This window comes from Nocardioides sp. GXQ0305, assembly GCF_050880345.1.
Taxonomy (GTDB): domain Bacteria; phylum Actinomycetota; class Actinomycetes; order Propionibacteriales; family Nocardioidaceae; genus Nocardioides.
In genome coordinates this window covers 1-18476 of record NZ_JBNYXG010000011.1, presented here as the reverse complement: position 1 = coordinate 18476, position 18476 = coordinate 1, and the positions used below count along the sequence as shown (strand labels likewise).

20 protein-coding genes and 1 tRNA gene are annotated in these 18476 nt (G+C 73.3%); 15 read left to right on the top strand and 6 right to left on the bottom strand.

Annotation, left to right across the window (positions count from 1 at the left end; translation table 11 throughout):
• Both ACQ1X7_RS19500 and ACQ1X7_RS19495 read left to right on the top strand, forming a co-directional pair.
• A complete protein-coding gene (locus ACQ1X7_RS19500; protein WP_432479906.1) occupies positions 1–1272 on the top strand; it encodes a sugar ABC transporter permease in 1272 nt (423 codons plus the stop codon).
• 19 nt (positions 1273–1291) lie between these two features.
• Positions 1292–2512 (top strand): ROK family protein, encoded by a 1221-nt coding sequence (locus tag ACQ1X7_RS19495; protein WP_432479905.1) that lies wholly within the window; start codon positions 1292–1294, stop codon positions 2510–2512.
• Here ACQ1X7_RS19495 and ACQ1X7_RS19490 read toward each other — a convergent pair whose 3' ends face one another.
• On the bottom strand, positions 2513–3397 hold the full coding sequence (locus ACQ1X7_RS19490) for an RNA polymerase sigma-70 factor (protein ID WP_432479904.1): 885 nt from the start codon (positions 3395–3397) through the stop codon (positions 2513–2515). It lies immediately after the preceding gene.
• On the bottom strand, positions 3394–3987 hold the full coding sequence (locus tag ACQ1X7_RS19485) for a carboxymuconolactone decarboxylase family protein (protein ID WP_432479903.1): 594 nt from the start codon (positions 3985–3987) through the stop codon (positions 3394–3396). The genes ACQ1X7_RS19490 and ACQ1X7_RS19485 overlap by 4 nt, the downstream gene beginning before the upstream one ends.
• Positions 3988–4378: 391 nt before the next feature.
• Between ACQ1X7_RS19485 and ACQ1X7_RS19480 the strand changes: the two genes are divergently transcribed.
• Genes ACQ1X7_RS19480 through ACQ1X7_RS19430 form a run of 11 tightly spaced genes read left to right on the top strand, consistent with a single transcriptional unit; the run spans position 4379 to position 12864 of the window.
• Entirely contained in the window at positions 4379–5269 is an 891-nt protein-coding gene (locus tag ACQ1X7_RS19480) for a ParA family protein (protein ID WP_432479902.1), read from the top strand.
• The gene (locus ACQ1X7_RS19475) at positions 5254–5613 is read left to right on the top strand and encodes a hypothetical protein (protein WP_432479901.1); all 360 of its coding nucleotides are present in this window, start codon (positions 5254–5256) and stop codon (positions 5611–5613) included. The genes ACQ1X7_RS19480 and ACQ1X7_RS19475 overlap by 16 nt, the downstream gene beginning before the upstream one ends.
• On the top strand, positions 5610–6530 hold the full coding sequence (locus ACQ1X7_RS19470) for a segregation and condensation protein A (RefSeq protein WP_432479900.1): 921 nt from the start codon (positions 5610–5612) through the stop codon (positions 6528–6530). Before ACQ1X7_RS19475 ends, ACQ1X7_RS19470 begins: the two co-directional genes overlap by 4 nt.
• A complete protein-coding gene (gene scpB, locus ACQ1X7_RS19465; RefSeq protein WP_432479899.1) occupies positions 6514–7149 on the top strand; it encodes an SMC-Scp complex subunit ScpB in 636 nt (211 codons plus the stop codon). The genes ACQ1X7_RS19470 and scpB overlap by 17 nt, the downstream gene beginning before the upstream one ends.
• Positions 7146–7901 carry a pseudouridine synthase gene (locus ACQ1X7_RS19460; protein WP_432479898.1) on the top strand — a complete coding sequence of 252 codons (756 nt, stop codon included), beginning with the start codon at positions 7146–7148 and terminating at the stop codon, positions 7899–7901. Before scpB ends, ACQ1X7_RS19460 begins: the two co-directional genes overlap by 4 nt.
• 28 nt (positions 7902–7929) lie before the next feature.
• Positions 7930–8316: a chorismate mutase gene (aroH, locus tag ACQ1X7_RS19455; protein ID WP_432479897.1), complete on the top strand. Its 387-nt coding sequence runs from the start codon at positions 7930–7932 to the stop codon at positions 8314–8316.
• Entirely contained in the window at positions 8309–9379 is a 1071-nt protein-coding gene (locus tag ACQ1X7_RS19450) for a prephenate dehydrogenase (RefSeq protein WP_432479896.1), read from the top strand. The genes aroH and ACQ1X7_RS19450 overlap by 8 nt, the downstream gene beginning before the upstream one ends.
• 9 nt (positions 9380–9388) lie before the next feature.
• Positions 9389–10063: a (d)CMP kinase gene (gene cmk / locus ACQ1X7_RS19445; RefSeq protein ID WP_432479895.1), complete on the top strand. Its 675-nt coding sequence runs from the start codon at positions 9389–9391 to the stop codon at positions 10061–10063.
• Positions 10064–10115: 52 nt separating this feature from the next.
• Positions 10116–10871 (top strand): lysophospholipid acyltransferase family protein, encoded by a 756-nt coding sequence (locus ACQ1X7_RS19440; protein ID WP_432479894.1) that lies wholly within the window; start codon positions 10116–10118, stop codon positions 10869–10871.
• Positions 10871–12226 (top strand): ribosome biogenesis GTPase Der, encoded by a 1356-nt coding sequence (gene der, locus ACQ1X7_RS19435; RefSeq protein WP_432479893.1) that lies wholly within the window; start codon positions 10871–10873, stop codon positions 12224–12226. Before ACQ1X7_RS19440 ends, der begins: the two co-directional genes overlap by 1 nt.
• The gene (locus tag ACQ1X7_RS19430) at positions 12226–12864 is read left to right on the top strand and encodes a class I SAM-dependent methyltransferase (RefSeq protein ID WP_432479892.1); all 639 of its coding nucleotides are present in this window, start codon (positions 12226–12228) and stop codon (positions 12862–12864) included. The genes der and ACQ1X7_RS19430 overlap by 1 nt, the downstream gene beginning before the upstream one ends.
• Here the strand turns inward: ACQ1X7_RS19430 and ACQ1X7_RS19425 are convergent.
• The 4 genes from ACQ1X7_RS19425 to ACQ1X7_RS19410 form a co-directional block, all read right to left on the bottom strand.
• The gene (locus ACQ1X7_RS19425; RefSeq protein WP_432479891.1) at positions 12836–13060 is read right to left on the bottom strand and encodes a hypothetical protein; all 225 of its coding nucleotides are present in this window, start codon (positions 13058–13060) and stop codon (positions 12836–12838) included. The genes ACQ1X7_RS19430 and ACQ1X7_RS19425 overlap by 29 nt on opposite strands.
• Positions 13057–13725: a DUF2306 domain-containing protein gene (locus tag ACQ1X7_RS19420; protein ID WP_432479890.1), complete on the bottom strand. Its 669-nt coding sequence runs from the start codon at positions 13723–13725 to the stop codon at positions 13057–13059. The genes ACQ1X7_RS19425 and ACQ1X7_RS19420 overlap by 4 nt, the downstream gene beginning before the upstream one ends.
• Positions 13722–14402, bottom strand: a complete 681-nt coding sequence (locus ACQ1X7_RS19415; RefSeq protein WP_432479889.1) for a hypothetical protein — start codon at positions 14400–14402, stop codon at positions 13722–13724. The genes ACQ1X7_RS19420 and ACQ1X7_RS19415 overlap by 4 nt, the downstream gene beginning before the upstream one ends.
• Positions 14403–14509: 107 nt before the next feature.
• Positions 14510–17233, bottom strand: a complete 2724-nt coding sequence (locus ACQ1X7_RS19410) for a LuxR C-terminal-related transcriptional regulator (RefSeq protein WP_432479888.1) — start codon at positions 17231–17233, stop codon at positions 14510–14512.
• A gap of 55 nt (positions 17234–17288) precedes the next feature.
• On the opposite strand from ACQ1X7_RS19410, the gene ACQ1X7_RS19405 reads away from it, so the two are divergent.
• Positions 17289–18248 carry a hypothetical protein gene (locus ACQ1X7_RS19405; protein ID WP_432479887.1) on the top strand — a complete coding sequence of 320 codons (960 nt, stop codon included), beginning with the start codon at positions 17289–17291 and terminating at the stop codon, positions 18246–18248.
• 72 nt (positions 18249–18320) lie between these two features.
• Positions 18321–18394 (top strand) — tRNA-Pro (locus ACQ1X7_RS19400).
• Positions 18395–18476: the final 82 nt, after the last annotated feature.

The window sequence follows — 18476 nt, the reverse complement described above, 5'->3', positions numbered from 1 at the left end:
ATGAGCACCGACACCGACACCGGGACCCCCACCTCCGACAGCGGCTTCTCGGCCGACCTCCGCAGCCAGGAGTCGCTCGGCGACGCCCTGCGCGACTACCTCGGCCGGGTCCGGGGCGGCGAGATCGGCTCGCTGCCCGCGATCCTGGGCCTGGTCGCCCTCTACATCGTCTTCGGCCTCGCCAACGAGCAGTTCCTCGGCATGCTCAACCAGGCCAACCTGGTCGTCCAGGCCGGCTCCATCTGCGTGCTGGCCATGGGGCTGGTCTTCGTGCTGCTCCTGGGGGAGATCGACCTGTCGGCGGGCGTGGCCGGCGGCGTCTCCGCCGGGATCACGGCACTGGCCATCGTCGACCACGGCGCCTCGTGGTGGGTCGCGGTGCTGGTCGGGATGGGGGTCGGCGCCGTCATCGGGCTGGTCATCGGTCTGCTCGTCGCCTACCTCGGCATCCCGTCGTTCGTGGTCACCCTGGCCTTCTTCCTGGGCCTGCAGGGCGTCACGCTCAGGCTGATCGGCCAGGGCGGCTCGGTGGCGGTGCGCGACGAGGTGCTCAGGGGCCTGGCCATCCAGAACATCCCCGTGGTCGCCGGCTGGATCGGTGCCCTGGTGGTCGTCGCGGGCTACGGCCTGGTGTCGCTGCGCCGCTACCAGGTGCAGACCAGGCGCAAGCTGCAGCGTCCGCCCTTCGCCCTGGTCGCCCTCAAGATCGCGGGACTCGCCGCGGTCGTGCTCACCATCACCGGGCTGCTCAACCAGAACCGCAGCCCCCGCGAGGGCTTCGTCATCCAGGGCATCCCGTGGACGCTCCCGGTGGTGGCCGTCCTGCTGGTGTTCTGGACCTTCGTGCTGGGCCGCACCGCCTTCGGGCGGCACCTGTACGCCGTGGGCGGCAACGCCGAGGCCGCCCGGCGGGCCGGCATCACCGTCCCGCGGATGAAGGTCGCCGCATTCATGATCTGCTCGACGATGGCGGCGGTCGCCGGGGTCCTGGCGGCGGCGTACAGCGGCAAGGTCTCGCCCAGCTCGGGCGGGGGCAACGTCCTTCTCTACGCGGTGGGCGCCGCCGTGATCGGTGGCACCAGCCTGTTCGGCGGTCGCGGCCGCGCGGTCGACGCCGTCATCGGTGGCGTGGTCATCGCCGTCATCGCCAACGGCCTGGGCCTGCTCAACCAGGCCAGCTACATCAACTACATCGTGACCGGTGCGGTGCTGCTGCTGGCGGCCAGCGTCGACGCCATCTCGCGGCGTCGGCGGTCCGCGGCCGGCATCTGACCGGCCGGACGGGACGACGATGACCTCGGTCCGGCGGGGCCAGGGGACCAACCAGGAGGCCGTGCGGAGGCACAACCTGGGCACCCTGCTGCGCCACGTGCACGGCGCGGGACGGATCACGCGTGCCGAGCTCACCGCGACGATGGGCCTCAACCGCAGCACCATCGGCGCCCTCGTCGCCGAGCTCGAGGCGCTCGGCGTCACCGAGCAGACGCAGCCGAGCCCGGCGCGGTCGGGTGCCGGACGCCCCTCCGCCCGGGTCAGGGTCACCGGCGACGGCCCCTACGTGCTCGCCGTCGACGTGGGGGTGGCGACGGCGAGCGTGGGGCGGATCGGCCTCGGCGGACGGGTCCTGCAGCGCGCCGACACCAGGCTCGGGCGCAGCATCGAGCCGTGGCAGGTCGGCACGACGATCGCCGAGCTGGTGCGGGAGGTGGTGGCCGGTGCGTCGGGAGCGCCCCTGGTCGGGCTCGGGATCGCCGTACCGGGTCTGGTGCGCCGCACCGACGGGTTGGTGCGGCTGGCGCCCAACCTGGGGTGGCACGACGTGTCGTTCGGGGAGATCGTGCAGGCGGCGCTGGGCCTGGACCTGCCGATCGCCCTCGGCAACGACGCCGACCTGGGTGCGCTGGCCGAGCACAACCGCGGCGCCGCGGTCGGCGTCGACGACCTGATGTACATCTCGGGCAACGTCGGAGTGGGCGCCGGCATCCTGGCCGGCGGGCGGCGGCTGGAGGGCGCGGCGGGGTACGCCGGCGAGATCGGGCACCTCAACGTCAAGCCGCGGGGTCGGCCGTGCCACTGCGGGAGCCGCGGTTGCCTCGAGACCGAGATCGGGGGCGAGGCCATCGCGCGCGCGCTGGGTCTCCCGGCGGAGCAGGTGCCCGACCTGATCGACGTGCTGCTCACCCTCGACGGTCGGCCGGAGTCGCTGAGGGTGATCGGCCACGAGCTCGGGCAGGGCCTGGCCGACCTGGTCAACGCGTTCAACCCGGAGATGGTCGTGCTGGGCGGCTACCTGAGCTCGCTCCACGCCCTGTGCCGCGACGACGTCGAGGCGGGGCTCGTGTCGCGCGTGCTCCCGGCGGCGTACGAGGGGCTCACCGTCGTGCCGCCGGGCCTGGGGCGCGACTCGATCCTGCTCGGGGCCGCCGAGATGGCCTTCGAGCCGCTGTTCAGCGACCCCGAGGCGACCCTGGACGCCGCGCTCCTCGACGTCCGGGCACGGCTGTCGGGCTGATCACCCGCGGCGGCTCAGCTCCGCCTCGACGTCGAGGCGGGTCAGCTTGTGGGGGTTGCGGATCGAGTAGAGCCGGGAGATCCGGCCGTCCTCGACGACCATGCTGACCGCCGTGGGCTCGCCGTCGATGTCGACCAGCACCGCCGGGCCACCGTTGAGCCGGGCCGGCGCGAACCGCGCGGTCGGGACGGAGGACACGATCATCGCGAGCATCCGCGCCACCTTCTCGGCGCCGGTCACCGGGCGGGGGAGGGCGGTCACGACGCCGCCGCCGTCGGACCGGAGCACGACCTCGGGCGCGAGCACGTCGAGCAGGCCCTGCAGGTCACCGGTGCGCACCGCCGCGAGGAACTGCTCGACCGCGGCCTCCTGCTCCGCGCGGTCGACGTCCTGCCGCGGTCGGCGGGCCGCGACGTGCTCCCGCGCGCGGTGGGCGATCTGGCGCACCGCCGCCGGCGTCCGCTCGACCGCGGTCGCGATCTCGTCGTACGGCGTGTCGAAGACCTCGCGCAGCACGAACACCGCGCGCTCGGTCGGGCCGAGCGTCTCCAGCACGGTCAGCATCGCGATGGACACGCTCTCGGCGAGCTCGACGTCGTCGGCGACGTCGGGCGCGGTGAGCAGCGGTTCCGGCAGCCACTCGCCGACGTAGTCCTCGCGCCGACGGGCCAGGGTGCGCAGCCGGTTCAGCGACTGCCGGGTGACGATCCGGACCAGGTAGGCCCGCGGGTCCCGGACGGGGTCCGGGTCGCTCCGCTCGTCCCGGGCAGCCCACCGCAGCCAGGTCTCCTGCACCACGTCCTCGGCGTCGGCCGCCGAGCCGAGCATCTCGTAGGCGACGGTGAAGAGCAGGCTCCGGTGGGCCACGAACGGGTCGTCGCTCATGCCGTGGAGGGTACGACGCCGCTCGGCTCGGCGAGCGGCCGCAGGCCGCACGCCTCGGCGAACCCCTGCGACCGGATCCCCATCGCGACGTTGCTGCGGGCCATCATGTTCTCCATCGCGATGATCGCCGTGACCTCCACGAGCCCGGGGGCGCCGAGCGCCTCCAGCAGCCGCGCCGAGAGCTCGTCGGTCACCGTCGGCGGCGTGGCGGTCATCGCCTCGGCGTACGCGAGGACGTCGCGCTCGAGCGGGGTGAACAGGGTGGACTCGCGCCACCGGGGGACCTCGCGCGCCTTGTCGAGGTCGAGCTTCTCGTTGCGGGCCTGGAAGTAGCCGAGGTCGAGGCAGAAGCTGCACCCCACCGTCGCCGCGGTCGCCATGTGGGCCAGCGACTTCAGCTGCGGGTCGCACGCGTCCCAGGACTGGGACTTGCGGCCGAGGGACAGCGAGGCCATCAGGGCCGGCTTGTGGTGCCACATCACGCCCAGCGACTCGGGCACCTCGCCGAGCAGCTTCGTCGAGAACCGCCTGATCAGGGCCCCCTGCAGTCCGGTGATCCGCGTCGGGGGGATCCGGGTCGTGTCGGTCATGTCTCCTCCTGGTTCCGTCGGTCGCCATGGAGACACCGGACGGGTGCAGGATGTGACACCCGGAACTGCACAGATTTGTGCACAGGTGACCCGGGCGATGTGCACCGCACGGGGGGCTCCTCAACAGATTTCGAAGAATCGCTGGGGGTATCGGTGCGTCGGTTGAGACTGCCGTCCGCGGCGGCCTAGCCTCACCGCAGGCTCGGCAACATGTCGCCGAGTCGACAATTCGAAACCACCACACCGGGAGTGTCAGATGAGCGGTGACAGGTCCTTCTCGGGACTGTTCGGCAGCCAGGGGAGCAGCGCCCCGGAGATGCCGCCCCTCGTTCCGTCGGCCGCCCCGGCTGCCCCTTCGAGAGCAGAGCCTTCCCCCGGAGCAGATGACCACGTGAGCCAGCCGATCCCCTTCGAGCGATCCGCCGAGCCGGTCGAGGAGCCCGTCCTCGGCCCGACCGGCCGGCCGCTCCCGGACTTCTCGGAGCCGCCGCCGCTCACCGAGCACGGCCCGGCCCGGGTCATCGCGATGTGCAACCAGAAGGGTGGTGTCGGCAAGACGACGACGACCATCAACCTGGGCGCAGCGCTCGCCGAGTACGGCCGCAAGGTGCTGCTCGTCGACTTCGACCCGCAGGGCTCGCTCTCGGTGGGTCTGGGGCTGAACCCCCACGACATGGAGCACACCGTCTACAACCTGCTGATGCAGCGCGACATCGCGCTCGACGAGGTCGTCGTCGAGTCCGGGATCCCCGGCATGGACCTGCTCCCGTCCAACATCGACCTGTCGGCCGCGGAGGTGCAGCTCGTGCACGAGGTGGCCCGCGAGCAGACCCTGTCCCGGGTGATCGCGCCGGCCATCGAGCACTACGACGTGATCCTGATCGACTGCCAGCCCTCGCTGGGCCTGCTGACTGTGAACGCGCTCACCGCGTCCGACGGCGTGATCGTGCCGCTGGAGTGCGAGTACTTCGCGCTGCGCGGGGTGGCGCTGCTCAAGAACACCATCGACAAGGTCCAGGAGCGGCTCAACCCGCGGCTGGAGATCGACGGCGTGCTCGGCACCATGTTCGACGGTCGCACCCTCCACGGCCGCGAGGTGATGGAGCGCCTGGTGCAGGCGTGGGACGAGAAGGTGTTCCACACGGTGATCCGCCGCACGGTGAAGTTCTCCGACTCGACCGTCGCCGGTGAGCCGATCACGTCGTACGCCGCGGGCTCGACCGGTGCCGACGCCTACCGTCAGCTCGCCAGGGAGGTGGCCGCCCGGTGTCTCGACGGGTGAGCATGCCCGCCGCGGACGACCTGTTCCGCAGGACGGGTGAGAAGTCCACGCGCGTCCGGGCGGTGCCCGACGCGCCCGCCGAGCAGGACGCCGGCGCGGCCGCGTCCGACGCGCCGGCCGAGAAGCGGCCCAGCGGCCGGGTCCGTCACGACGAGAAGATGACCGTCTACGTCACCTCCGAGGAGCTGCTCGACCTCGAGCACACCCGGCTGACGTTGCGGCGCGAGCACGGCCTGGTCGTCGACCGCGGACGACTGGTGCGCGAGGCCGTCGCCATGGTGCTCGCCGACTTCGAGCGGCACGGCGACGACAGCGCGCTCGTGCGTCGCCTGACCGACGGATGACCCAGCTGGTCGACGCCTCTGCCGACCTCGCGGCCGGTGCGGCCGACGGGGGAGCCGAGGCTGCGGCGGCAGGGTTCGCGGTCCGGCTCGACAACTTCGAGGGCCCGTTCGACCTGCTGCTGTCGCTGATCGCCAAGCACAAGCTCGACATCACCGAGGTCGCGCTGTCGCGGGTCACCGACGAGTTCATCGCCCACGTCAAGGCGCTGGGCCCCAAGTGGGACCTCGAGCAGACCTCGTCGTTCCTGGTGGTGGCCGCGACCCTCCTGGACCTCAAGGCGGCGCGGCTGCTGCCGCAGGGCGACGTCGAGGACGAGGAGGACCTGGCGCTGCTGGAGGCCCGGGACCTCCTGTTCGCCCGCCTGCTCCAGTACAAGGCGTTCAAGCAGGTCGCGTCGGTGCTCGAGGACCGACTGGCCGCCGAGTCGCGCCGACACCCCCGTGCGGTCGGGCTCGAGGAGCGGTACGCCGGCCTGCTGCCCGAGGTGCTGATCGGCATCGGGCTCGACGCTTTCGCGGCGCTGGCGGCCAGGGCGCTGGAGCCCAAGCCGGCGCTCGAGCTCTCGCTCCACCACATCCACGCCCCGACGGTGTCGGTGCGTGAGCAGGCCGCCCTGGTGGTCGACCGGCTGCGGCGCAGCGGGACGCTGACCTTCCGGTCGCTGTGCGGTGACTCGCCCGACACCCTGACCACCGTCGCCCGGTTCCTGTCGTTGCTCGAGCTGTTCCGCGAGGGTGCGGTCTCCTTCGACCAGCTCTCGCCGCTGGGCGAGCTCACCGTGCGCTGGACCGGCGGCGACGGCAGCGACGGGGGAGACTTCGAGATCGACGAGTTCGACGGTGCCCCGCCCGACGAGGGGACCGAGCCGGGCGAGACCCCCGAGGTGCAGGAGAACGACGATGACCGAGACGACTGAGACCAGCGCCCCCGAGACCCTCGACGTGGCCCTGGCCGAGCTGCGGCCGTCGCTGGAGGCGCTGCTGATGGTGGCCGACCAGCCGCTCGACGAGGCCGTGCTGGCGGCCGCGGTGGGCCATCCGGTGGTCGCGGTGACCGAGGCGCTGGCCGGCCTGGCCGCCGACTACGACGACCACGGCCGCGGCTTCGAGCTGCGCAACGTCGCGGGCGGCTGGCGCTACTACACCCGCGAGGAGTTCGCTCCCGTCGTGGAGTCCTTCGTGCTGGAGGGGCAGCAGGCACGGCTGACCCAGGCGGCCCTGGAGACCCTGGCCGTGGTCGCCTACAAGCAGCCGGTGTCACGGGCGCGGGTCTCGGCGATCCGCGGCGTCAACGTCGACGGCGTGATGCGCACCCTCCTCACCCGCGGCCTGGTCGAGGAGGCCGGCCGTGACGGCGAGCACGGCGCCACGCTCTACCGCACCACCGGCTACTTCCTGGAGCGGATCGGCGTCACCTCCCTCGACGAGCTGCCGGAGCTGGCTCCCTACCTCCCCGACATGGACGACCTCGAGGACGACCTGGTCGAGGCCGTGGCGACCCCGGCACCGACGGAGCCGGACGAGCAGGCGTCGTGACGGACGCCGGCGACGACGCCGGCCTGGTCCGGCTGCAGAAGCTGCTCGCCCAGTCGGGGGTCGCCTCGCGCCGCAAGTGCGAGGAGCTGATGCTGGCCGGCGAGGTCGAGGTCGACGGAAAGGTCGTCACCCGGCTCGGCACCAAGGTCGACCCGAGCACCGCGGTGATCCGGGTCTCCGGCCGACGGCTGCCCCCGGCGTCCCCGCACGCCTACCTCGTCCTCAACAAGCCCCGCGGGGTGGTCTCGACCATGTCGGACCCCGAGGGGCGTCGCACGCTCACCGACGTGCTCGCCGAACAGGCACCCGAGCAGGGCCGGCTGTTCCACGTGGGGCGGCTCGACACCGACACCTCGGGCCTGCTGCTGCTCACCAACGACGGCGACTTCGCCCAGCGGATGGCACACCCGTCGTACGAGGTCGACAAGACCTACGTCGCCGAGGTCGAGGGCGAGGTGACCAAGCCGGTGCTGCGCCGGCTGCGTGACGGCGTCACCCTCGACGACGGGCCGGTCGAGGTCCGGCGCGTGAAGCTGGTGACGACCGGACCCGGCAAGAGCGTCGTCGAGCTGGTGATCCACGAGGGCCGCAACCGGATCGTGCGGCGCCTGCTCCAGCACGTCGGCCACCCGGTGCGACGACTCACCCGGACCGCCTTCGGACCGGTGGTGCTCGGGCAGCTCCGCGAGGGCACCCTGCGGCCGCTCACCAACGACGAGCTCGGCGCGCTGCTCGACCGCGCCGGGATGTAGGTCGCCGACTCTGGTTATCCTTGCCGCCATGCCAGTGCGGGCCGTGCGGGGGGCGACCCAGCTCGAGGACGACGACCGGGATCACCTGCTCGACCGGGTCGCCGAGATGGTGCTCGACGTCATGGCCTCCAACGGTCTCGCCGTCGACGACTTCATCTCCGTGATCTTCACCGCGACCTCCGACCTGGTCTCGGAGTTCCCGGCGTACGCCGCCCGCCAGCTCGGCTTCGGCGAGGTCCCGCTGCTCTGCGCCCGCGAGCTCGAGATCGCGGGGTCGATGCCGCGGGTGGTGCGGATGCTGGCCCACGTCGAGACCGACCTGCCCCGGGCCGAGCTGACCCACTGCTACCTCCACGGGGCCGCCGCGCTTCGCAAGGACCTCACCCACACCCGCGAGGTTCCCGACGATGGCTGACCCACTGACCGGTCCGGTCGAGGTGGTCGGCGCCGGGCTGCTCGGCACGTCCATCGGGCTGGCCTGCCGGGAGGCGGGCCTCGAGGTGATCCTCTCGGACGTCTCCGCCCACCACGTCCGCACCGCGTCCGGGCTGGGCGCCGGCCGACCCACCGGTGCCGACGAGCATCCCCAGCTGGTGGTGGTGGCGGTCCCCCCCGACGACCTGGGGAGCGAGGTGGTCGCTGCGCTGGGGCGTACCGACGCGGTCGTCACCGACGTCGGCAGCATCAAGGGCGAACCCACCAGGGTCGTCGCGGAGCTCGCGCCGGAGGCGGCCGCCCGCTACGTCGGCGGACACCCGATGGCCGGGAGCGAGCGATCCGGCCCGCTCGCGGCGAGCGCTGCCCTCTTCGACGGCCGGCCCTGGGCGGTCACGCCGGGTCAGGAGTCCGACCCGACCGCCGTCACGCTGGTCGAGCAGCTGGCCCGCACCTGCGGCGCGGTGCCGGTGAGGATGAGTCCCGAGGAGCACGACCAGGCGGTGGCCCGGACCTCCCACCTGCCCCACCTGCTGGCGGTCCTGGTCGCGGGCCGGCTGGCCGAGGCACCGGCCGACCACCTGGCCCTGTCCGGCCAGGGCGTGCGCGACGTGACCCGGATCGCCGGGGGCGACCCCGCCCTGTGGCAGCAGATCGTCGCGCTGAACGCCGACGCTCTCCACGACCTGCTGGTCGAGGTCCGGCTCGAGCTCGACGTCCTGCAGCGCGCCGTCGCCAGTGGCGACCGCGACGTCGTGGGCGAGCTGCTCGCCCGCGGCGTGGCCGGCACCCGCGCGATCCCCGGCAAGCACGGCGGCCCGGTCAGCCCGACCCGCCCGGTCTACGTGTCGGTGCCCGACCATCCCGGCGAGCTGGCCCGGCTCTTCGCCGACGCCGGCGCCTCCGGGATCAACATCGAGGACATCCACATCGACCACGACCCCGGACGCCCGGTCGGCCTCGTGGAGCTGGTGGTCGCCGAGGGCAGCGCCGGGCATCTGCACGACGCTCTCGAATCGAGGGGCTGGCAGACCCACCGGTAGTCTGCGCGGGTGTCCGCCCCCTCCCACCTGGTCGTCGCCGTCGACGGGACCTCCGGGTCCGGCAAGTCCAGCACGTCGCGCGGCGTCGCCGTCCGGCTGGGGCTGCGCTACCTCGACACCGGCGCGATGTTCCGGGCGATGACCTGGTGGATGCTGCGCGCGGGTGTCGACGTCCGTGACCCGGACGCGGTCGCCGCACGCTGCCACGAGCCCGAGATCCTCTCCGGGACCGACCCCGAGGGGCCGGGGATCATGGTCGACGGGGTCGACGTGGGGGTCGCGATCCGGAGCGACGAGGTCAACGCGGCGGTGTCCCACGTCAGCGTCGTGCCGGCGGTGCGGACCCGGTTGCTGGAGCTGCAGCGTGAGGTGATCGGCGAGGGTGGCATCGTGGTCGAGGGCCGCGACATCGGCTCTGTGGTGTGGCCGGAGGCCGAGGTGAAGGTCTACCTCACGGCCGACGCCGAGGCGCGGGCCACCCGCCGCGCTGCCGAGACCGGCAGCATCGACGTGACCCGCACCCGTGAGTCGCTGCTGTCCCGCGACCGGATCGACTCCGGTCGGGCCACTGCACCGCTGGCGATGGCCGACGACGCGGTCGCCGTCGACACCACCGGCCACACCCTGGACGAGGTGATCGACCGGGTCGTGGCGCTCGCGACGGCCACGGAGGAGCGAGCGTGATTCACCCCATTCGAATGCTCGCTGCGCTCCGCTTCGAACAGGGACCCCGAAGATGACCGCGGGCCTCCACCACGAACGTCCCGCCAGCGACGCGGTGCCACACCCGCCGAGGGCGCTGCTCCACGGCGCCCGGCCGCCTGCCCGCGCCCTGGTGCGCAGTCGCTACCGCGTCCGACTGCACCATCCGGGGCGGGTGCCGGCGACCGGGCCCGTCGTGCTGGCCGCCAACCACATCGGCATCATCGACGGGCCCCTGCTGGCGGTGCTGAGCCCGCGCCCCGTCCACGCGCTGACCAAGCAGGAGATGTTCGTCGGCCGCACGGGCAGGTTCCTGGCGCGCGCCGGCCAGGTGCCCGTCGACCGGTTCCACCCCGACCCCCGCGCGGTCCGCACCGCGCTGCGGGTGCTGCGCGACGGCGGCGTCGTGGGGGTCTTCCCCGAGGGCCGGCGCGGCGACGGCGAGCTGCACCGGTTCCACCACGGCGCCGCCTACCTGGCGCTCGTCACCGGCGCGCCCGTCGTACCGGTGATCATGCTCGGCACGCGGGAGCCCGGCGGAGGGAAGGACTCCCGGCCGCCGCGGGGGAGCGAGCTCCACCTGACCTTCGGGGAACCGGTGTGGGTGGAACCACAGCCGTGGCCGCGGACACCGGGAATGCTGCGTGACACCTCGACGCTGCTCCGGGGGCGGCTGCTGGCCACCCTGGACGAGGCGCGCGGGCTGACCGGACGCGAGCTGCCGGGACCGTTGCCGCCGGGCCAGTACGAGGACGATCCCGACACCGGGCTCGTCGACCGAGGAGCATGATGAGCGAGGACCACCTCGAGACCACCGCGACCACCGACGGACCGCTGCCGGTGCTGGCCGTCGTCGGCCGTCCGAACGTCGGGAAGTCGACCCTGGTCAACCGGATCATCGGCCGTCGCGAGGCCGTCGTCGAGGACGTCCCCGGCGTGACCCGAGACCGGGTCTCCTACGACGCCGACTGGGCCGGGCGCGCGTTCACCGTCGTCGACACCGGCGGCTGGGACCCCGACGCCCGCGGCATGGCCGAGCGGATCGCCGCCCAGGCCGAGATCGCGGTCAGCCTGGCCGACGCCGTGCTGTTCGTGGTCGACGCGACCGTCGGGATCACCGACGCCGACGAGGCCGTGGTCAAGATCCTCCGGCGGTCGAGGAAGCCGGTGGTCCTCGCCGCCAACAAGGTCGACGACGCCCGCACCGAGGCCGAGGCCCACGCCCTCTGGAACCTCGGGCTGGGCGAGCCGTACGCCGTCTCCGCGCTGCACGGGCGCGGGTCGGGCGACCTGCTCGACGCGGTCCTCGCGGCGCTGCCGGAGGCGCCGCCCGAGCGCGACCCCGAGGTCGGCGGCCCGCGACGGATCGCGATCGTGGGCAAGCCCAACGTGGGCAAGTCCTCGCTGCTCAACCAGCTCGCCGGCAGCGAGCGGGTGGTCGTCGACAATGTCGCCGGCACCACCGTCGACCCGGTCGACGAGCTGGTGGAGCTCGCGGGCCGGACCTGGCGGTTCATCGACACCGCCGGCATCCGGAAGCGGGTCAAGGAGGCCTCGGGCCACGAGTACTACGCCTCGCTGCGCACTTCCACCGCGATCGACCGGGCCGAGGTGGCGGTGCTGGTCCTCGATGCCGGCGAGTCGATCTCCGAGCAGGACCTGCGGATCCTGCAGACCGTCCGCGAGGCCGGCAGGGCGCTGGTGATCGCCTTCAACAAGTGGGACCTGGTCGACGAGGAGCGTCGCCACTACCTCGAGCGCGAGGTCGAGCGGGAGCTGGTCCAGGTCCGCTGGGCGCCACGGATCAACGTCACCGCCCGCACCGGCTGGCACGTCGACCGGCTGGTGCCCGCCCTCGACCGGGCGATCGAGGGCTGGGAGACCCGGGTCCCGACCGGTGCGCTCAACAGCTTCCTCGGCCGGCTGGTCGCCGAGCACCCGCACCCCGTCCGGAGCGGCAAGCAGTCCCGGATCCTGTTCGGCACCCAGCCGTCGACCGCACCGCCGACGTTCGTGCTGTTCACGACCGGCAAGCTGGAGGCGTCGTACGAGCGGTTCGTCGAGCGGCGGCTGCGTGAGGAGTTCGGCTTCGCCGGCACGCCGATCGTGCTCCAGCAACGTCCCCGGGAGAGGCGGAGGCGCTGATGACCGGCGAGCAGGCCCACGACCCGCGCGGGGCGCAACCGGCGACGCACTGGGAGGCGGTCTGGTCCGAGAAGGGCCAGGGATCCGTGTCGTGGTACGAGGAGACGCCCACGACGTCGACCGAGCTCGTGCTCTCCGGCGGGCTGCCCCGCTCCGTGGTCGACGTCGGTGCCGGCTCCTCGTTCCTGCCCGAGGCGCTGCTCGACGCGGGGGTCGAGCACGTCACGCTGCTGGACCTGTCGATGTCGGCGCTGGCGCTGACGTCGCTGCGGCTCGAGGAGCGCGCGGGCGCGGTGACGACCATCGTCGGCGACGTGCTCACCCACGACTTCGACGAGCAGTACGACGTCTGGCACGACCGGGCCGTCTTCCACTTCCTCGTGGAGCCCGGTCAGCGGGCGGCGTACCTGGCGCAGGCACGGCGCGCCGTGCGGCCGGGCGGCCTGCTGGTCGTCGGGACGTTCGCGGCGGACGGGCCGGAGGAGTGCTCCGGCCTCCCGGTGTCCCGCTACGACGCGGACACGCTGGCGACCGAGCTCGGCGACGGCTTCACCCCGGTCACCTCCCGGCGCGCCGAGCACCACACGCCCTGGGACGCGGTGCAGCCCTTCACCTGGGTGGTGCTGCGGCGGTCCTGACCTCGATCAGGACGGCGCCGATGTCACGCAGCGCGGCCAGCACGCCGTGCAGGCGGGCCTGGTCGACCACGGACACCGTGACCGTCGTGGTGCCGTCCCGCGCGCGGGACAGGTCGAGGGCGCCGAGCCACGCCGCCCAGTGGTCGTCGAGGTGGCCGTCGACCCGGATCTCGTAGGTGGTGGGGACGGCGTTCACCGGACGGCTCCGGCGGTCCGGGTGGGGGCGAGCGAGGTGGCACTGCGGGCCGGCCGGCGGATCACCCACTCGGCGAGGGCCATGTTGACCAGCCACCCGGCGGCCTTGGCGAGGTCCCCCGCCACCACCCCGGTGCCGAACAGGGCACCACCGATGCCCTCGGTGAAGGCCTGGGTTCCCGCGGCCACGGCGATGGCGTACGCCCGGATCATCCAGGCCCGGTGGGCGGCGATGTCGCGGCGGCGGGCCGCGGCCACGCCCAGCACGAGGCAACCGGCCATCGCGGACCCGAAGACCAGCCGGAGCACGTAGAGCAGGTCGCCCGTTCCTGGCTTCGGGTCGTGGGCCAGCGTCAGCCACAGCGCCGAGAGGGCGACCAGCAGACCGGCCACCGCCAGCACCTGGCCGGCGCGGCGGTGCCAGGTCAGGTGCCGGCGGCGGAACCGGGACACCAGCTGGAGGACGCCGACGAGGGCGTACGTCGTCGCGCCCACGATGTGCAGCACGAGCGGGAACACCACGTCGGCGTACCGGTCGTCGGCCGGGATGACCGCCGGACCGCCGGTGAGCTGGACCAGTCGCAGCACGCCGGCCGTGACCGGGATGGTGCGCAGCGCGACCAGGGCCAGCGGCACCGGCCAGCTGCGCGCCCGCGGGGTGCTCATCGTCCTGCGGCGACGGTGGCCGGCGCAGCCTCGGCCTCGGCGGCGGTCGTCCTCCGCTGACCGAGCCAGAGGGAGAGGCCGAGCCCGATCATCGCGATCCCGTTGGGGAAGGCCAGCAGGCGGTAGAACGCGTCCGGCATCAGCGACAGCACGAGGGTGACCACGCCGCTGACCGCCAGCAGCGCGGCCGCCAAGCGGGCGAGCACCCGGGCGCGGAACAGGGCGATCCCGAACAGCAGGCCGCCGGCGAGGTAGGCGATGCCCTGCACCTGGTTGACCGCCACCATCGCGCCGATATCGGCAGTGCCGGTGCGCCCGGTCGTCACGTCGAGCACGCCGTCGACGTACCCGGGGTCGGTGGCCGCGACCTCCGGGAGGACGACGGTGGCGATCAGGGTCGTGCTCATCATGAGGAGGTAGCCGGCGGCGAGGATCAGGTAGCCGACCAGGCCGAGGACCCCGTTGCGGCGGACCTGGCTCAGGTACATCCCGCTGATGCCGACCAGGGCCAGCACGGCCATCAGCACCTTCAGGCCGTCCCGGACCACCACCTCCGTGGTCTGGACGGACGTGGCGTCCAGGTGCGGGTGGCCGATCTGGATGCCGATGAAGAGAGTGCCGGCGGCCGTGGCGCAGAGGCCGGCAGCGGCGGCGAGGCGGTTCGGTGTGACGATCATGTCGGTGTCCTCCGGTCGGGTGCCGGACGGCGTCCGGCGATGTCGGGACCGTAGGAGCGCACGTGGTGAGGCCACATCACCATGTGATGTGACCGGCGTGGTGATCCTCAGAGCAGGCCGAGGTCCGTCGCCCGGCGTACCGCGGCGCGGCGCGTGTTCACGTCGAGCTTGGTGAAGACGTGTCGGGTGTGGGTGCGCAGGGTGTTCAGGGAGACGAACAGCCGCTGCGCGATCTCCGGACCGGTGAGCTCGCTCGCCAGCAGCCGCAGCACCTCGAGCTCACGCTCGCTGAGGGTGTCCCCGGACGCCAGTGCGGTGGATTCCGCTCCCGATGGTCTCTGCGCGACGGACAGCAGCCGGTCGGCGTACGTGCGCGTCGCCTCGTCCCGCGCGACCCGCGCGGTCTGTCGGAGCAGGTCCGTCATGGGCTCGCCCTCGTCGAGGAACAGCCGGCAGTAGCCGGCCGGCACCGCCAGGGCGAGCGCGGCGGCGAGGTCACCGGTCGCAGACTCGAGGTCACCGCAGGCGTGGTGGGCGAGGGCGCGCACCATCCGCGTCTCGATGACGCTGCCTCCCCGGTCAGCCGCCTGCGCGGTGTCGAGCAGTCGGTCGAGCAGGCCGAGCGCGGTCGAGGCGTCGCCCTCGGCGAGGAGCAACCGGGCCAGCGTGAGGTGCTCGTCCTCGGTGAGGTAGTCCGGGGAGTCGGTGGGCGTCACCTCGCGTTCCCGCGCCCAGGCCCGTGCGTCCTCGAGGCGTCCCTGGGCGATCCGCACCCGGGCCCGGGCGGCCGCGACGGGGCGCACGTCCGGGTAGTAGCCGGCGAGGAACAGCGGTGCGGCACGGTCGAGCGCCACGATCGCGCCGTCGAGGTCGCCCTGCGCCCGCAGCAGTGCTGCCCGGGCGGTGAACCACCGGTGCCGGTTCTCCCGCAGCGACGCGCGGTCGCCGAGCTCGCGGGCGGTCTCGAGGTGCCGGGCGGCCCCCTCGAGGTCGCCCTGCTCCCGGCGCACGTCGGCCAGACCGACGTGGAGGTCGCCGGTGGTGGCGAGCACCGGGCCCGGGCGATCTGTCGCCGTCGCCAGGGCCTGCTCGAGGAGCCGACGTGCCTCGGCGGGTCGGCCGCGCGCGACCCACATGTGCGCGAGCACGACGGTGGCCCCGAGCTCGTCGGCCACCATCCCGGCCGACGCCAGGCTGCCCACGGCGTCGGTGAAGGTGTCCACGGCCGTGGCAAGGTCGCCCGCCGCCCAGGCCGCCAGGCCGATGAAGCCCGCCGCGGCACCGCGTGGGAAGTGGTCCTCCGGACCGGCGAGCGCCAGGGCGCGGCGCGCGTTCTCGACCGTGCCGGCCACGTCGCCGCGGGCCTGCGCGACCGACGCGCGGTAGACCCCGATCATCGCGGGCAGGGAGCGGATCTCGGCGTCCCGGTCGCCGGCTGCCCGGGCGAGCGAGGCCGACGGGGTGACCGCCGGGACGGCCGCCGCGTCGAGCCCGGCCTCGGCGGCGTCCAGCCACGGGGGCACTCCGTCGACGTCTCCCTCGTAGAGCCGGGTCCAGGCCAGGTAGGTGGCCAGCAGGGGCCGCCGGCGGACGACGTCGTCGGGAAGCGCGAGCAGCCAGTCGCGGAGCATGCGGGTCTGCCGCGTACGCCGCAGCTCGGCCAGACCCAGCTCGACCAGGTCGGCGGCGTACTCGTGGTCGCCGCTCGCCAGGGCGTGCCGCACCGCGTCGGCGAGCAGACCCTCCTCGGCGAGCCACCGGGCGGCCGCCAGGTGCAGGCGGTCGACCCGCTCGGCGTCGCGGGCAGCCAGCCGGGCGCGCAGGGCGTCGGCGAGGAGGTGGTGGTAGCGGTACCACCGGCGCTCGTCGTCGAGCGGGACGACGAACAGGTTCTCGCGCTCGAGGACCTCCAGAGTCTGCCGACCGTCGACGCGACCGGTGAGGGCGTCGCAGAGGCCGCCGGTCAGCTGGTCGAGCACGGAGGTGTCGAGCAGGAACGTGCGCACCGGCTCCGGCTGCCGCTCGAGGACCTCCTCGACGAGGTAGTCGAGGACGAACCGGTGGCTCCCCGAGAACGCCTCGACGAACCCTGCGACGTGCGCGGCATCGTCGCCGGCGTCGGTCCGGCTGCGGGCGGAGAGGGCGGCGAGCTGCAGCCCGGCCGCCCAGCCCTCGGTACGTGTCTCGAGCGCGCTCACGAGGGCGGGCTCCAGGGAGAGCCCCATGACGTCGTTGAGGAACGTCTCTGCCTCCGCGGTGCTGAAGCGGAGGTCCGCCGCCCGCACCTCCACCAGCTCACCCCTGGCGCGCAGCCGGGCCAGGGGGAGCGGTGGGTCGGCACGGGTCGTCAGGGCGAGGGTCACCTGCGGCGGCAGGTTGTCCAGGAGGAAGGTCAGCGCGGCGTGGACCTCGCTCCGGTCGACGACGTGGTAGTCGTCGAGAGCCACCACCGTCGGCCCGTCGAGGGTGTCCAGGTCGTTGACCAGGCTGACCAGGACGTCGTCGGTCGAGGTGGTGCCACCGGCCTCCAGCTGGGCGAGCGCGTCGGACCCGACCTCGGGCTCGGTGGCCCGGACCGCCGCCACGAGGTGGGTGAGGAACCGTGGGAGGTCGGCGTCGTCCGGGTCCAGGGCGAGCCACGCCACCCGACGTCCTGACGAGCCCAGCCACTGCGCCAGCAGGGTGGTCTTGCCGAACCCGGCAGGCGCGGCGACCAGGACAAGCCTCGGTGTCTCCGCCCCGTCCCCACGCAGCCGGTCGGTGAGGCGGGCGCGCTCCACCAGCCGACGACGGGGTGAGGGCAGGTGGAGCTTGGTGCCCAGCACAGGCATTGGGTCAGCGTAGGCCCCCGGGCCTCTCCGGGCGCCGGACCGCTAGCGTCGGGACATGCGCCTCGCCGTTCCCGGGCTCGCCCTGACCCTCGTCGCCGGAGTCGGTGGGGTCGCGCTCCCCGAGCCGCCGGCTGCGGCCGGAGGCGTGGCCGGCTGCCGGGTGTTCCCGGCCGACAACTACTGGCGTGCCGACGTCTCCGACCTGCCCCGCCACCGGCGCAGCCGGCAGTGGCTGGCCCGGATGTCGTCGAACCGGCGGCTGCATCCCGACTTCGGGCCGTCGTACGGCGCGGGACCCGACTACGGGTTGCCCGTCACCGTCGTCGGACACGGTCACCGGCGGGTCCGGGTGAGGTTCACGTACGCCGCGGAGAGCGACCGGGTCCGGTACCCGTTCGGCCGCGACACCCGGATCGAGGGCGGCCGCGGCTCGTCCGGCGACAAGCACGCGATCGTGGTCGACCGGGGCGCCTGCCGGCTCTACGAGACCTGGAACACCACCAGGCGCAACGGCCGGTGGCGGGCCGGCTCGGGCGCCACGTGGCCGCTCCGCAGCAACCGGCTCCGGCCCGACGGCTGGACCTCCGCGGACGCCGCGGGGCTGCCGATCCTCCCGGGGCTGCTGCGGTGGCGGGAGGTGAAGCGGCGCGACGTCGACCACGCGATCCGGTTCACGACCGACGTCACCTCGCGCTGGCACGTCTGGCCCGCCCGCCACGACGCCGGCTCGCGCGACAGCCACCGGTTCCCGCCCATGGGTGCCCGGTTCCGCCTGAAGGGGTCCTACCGCGCGCCGCGCAGCTTCGGCCCGGGCGCCCGCGAGGTGGTGCGCGCCATGAAGAACTACGGCCTCGTGCTCGCCGACAACGGCTCTCCGTGGTTCTTCCAGGGGGAGCGCAACGCCCACTGGCCCGACGGACTCATCGCCGACCTCAAGCGGGTGCCTGCCTCGGCGTTCGTGGCCGTCGACACCTCGTCCCTGAAGGTCGATCCCGACAGTGCCGCGACCCGCTGATCCCGATTCCGGCCGGGCAGCCGTGCTCCTGTAGGGTCTCTGACGCTCGACCGGCGATCCCGGGAGAGCGTTCGGGCTGTGGCGCAGCTTGGTAGCGCACTTGACTGGGGGTCAAGGGGTCGCAGGTTCAAATCCTGTCAGCCCGACCGAATGCGATGTCCCGCGACACCGTTGGCAGGTGTTGCGGGACATCGTTGCATTTCAGGGCTTCTTGAGGCGTCGGCCTTT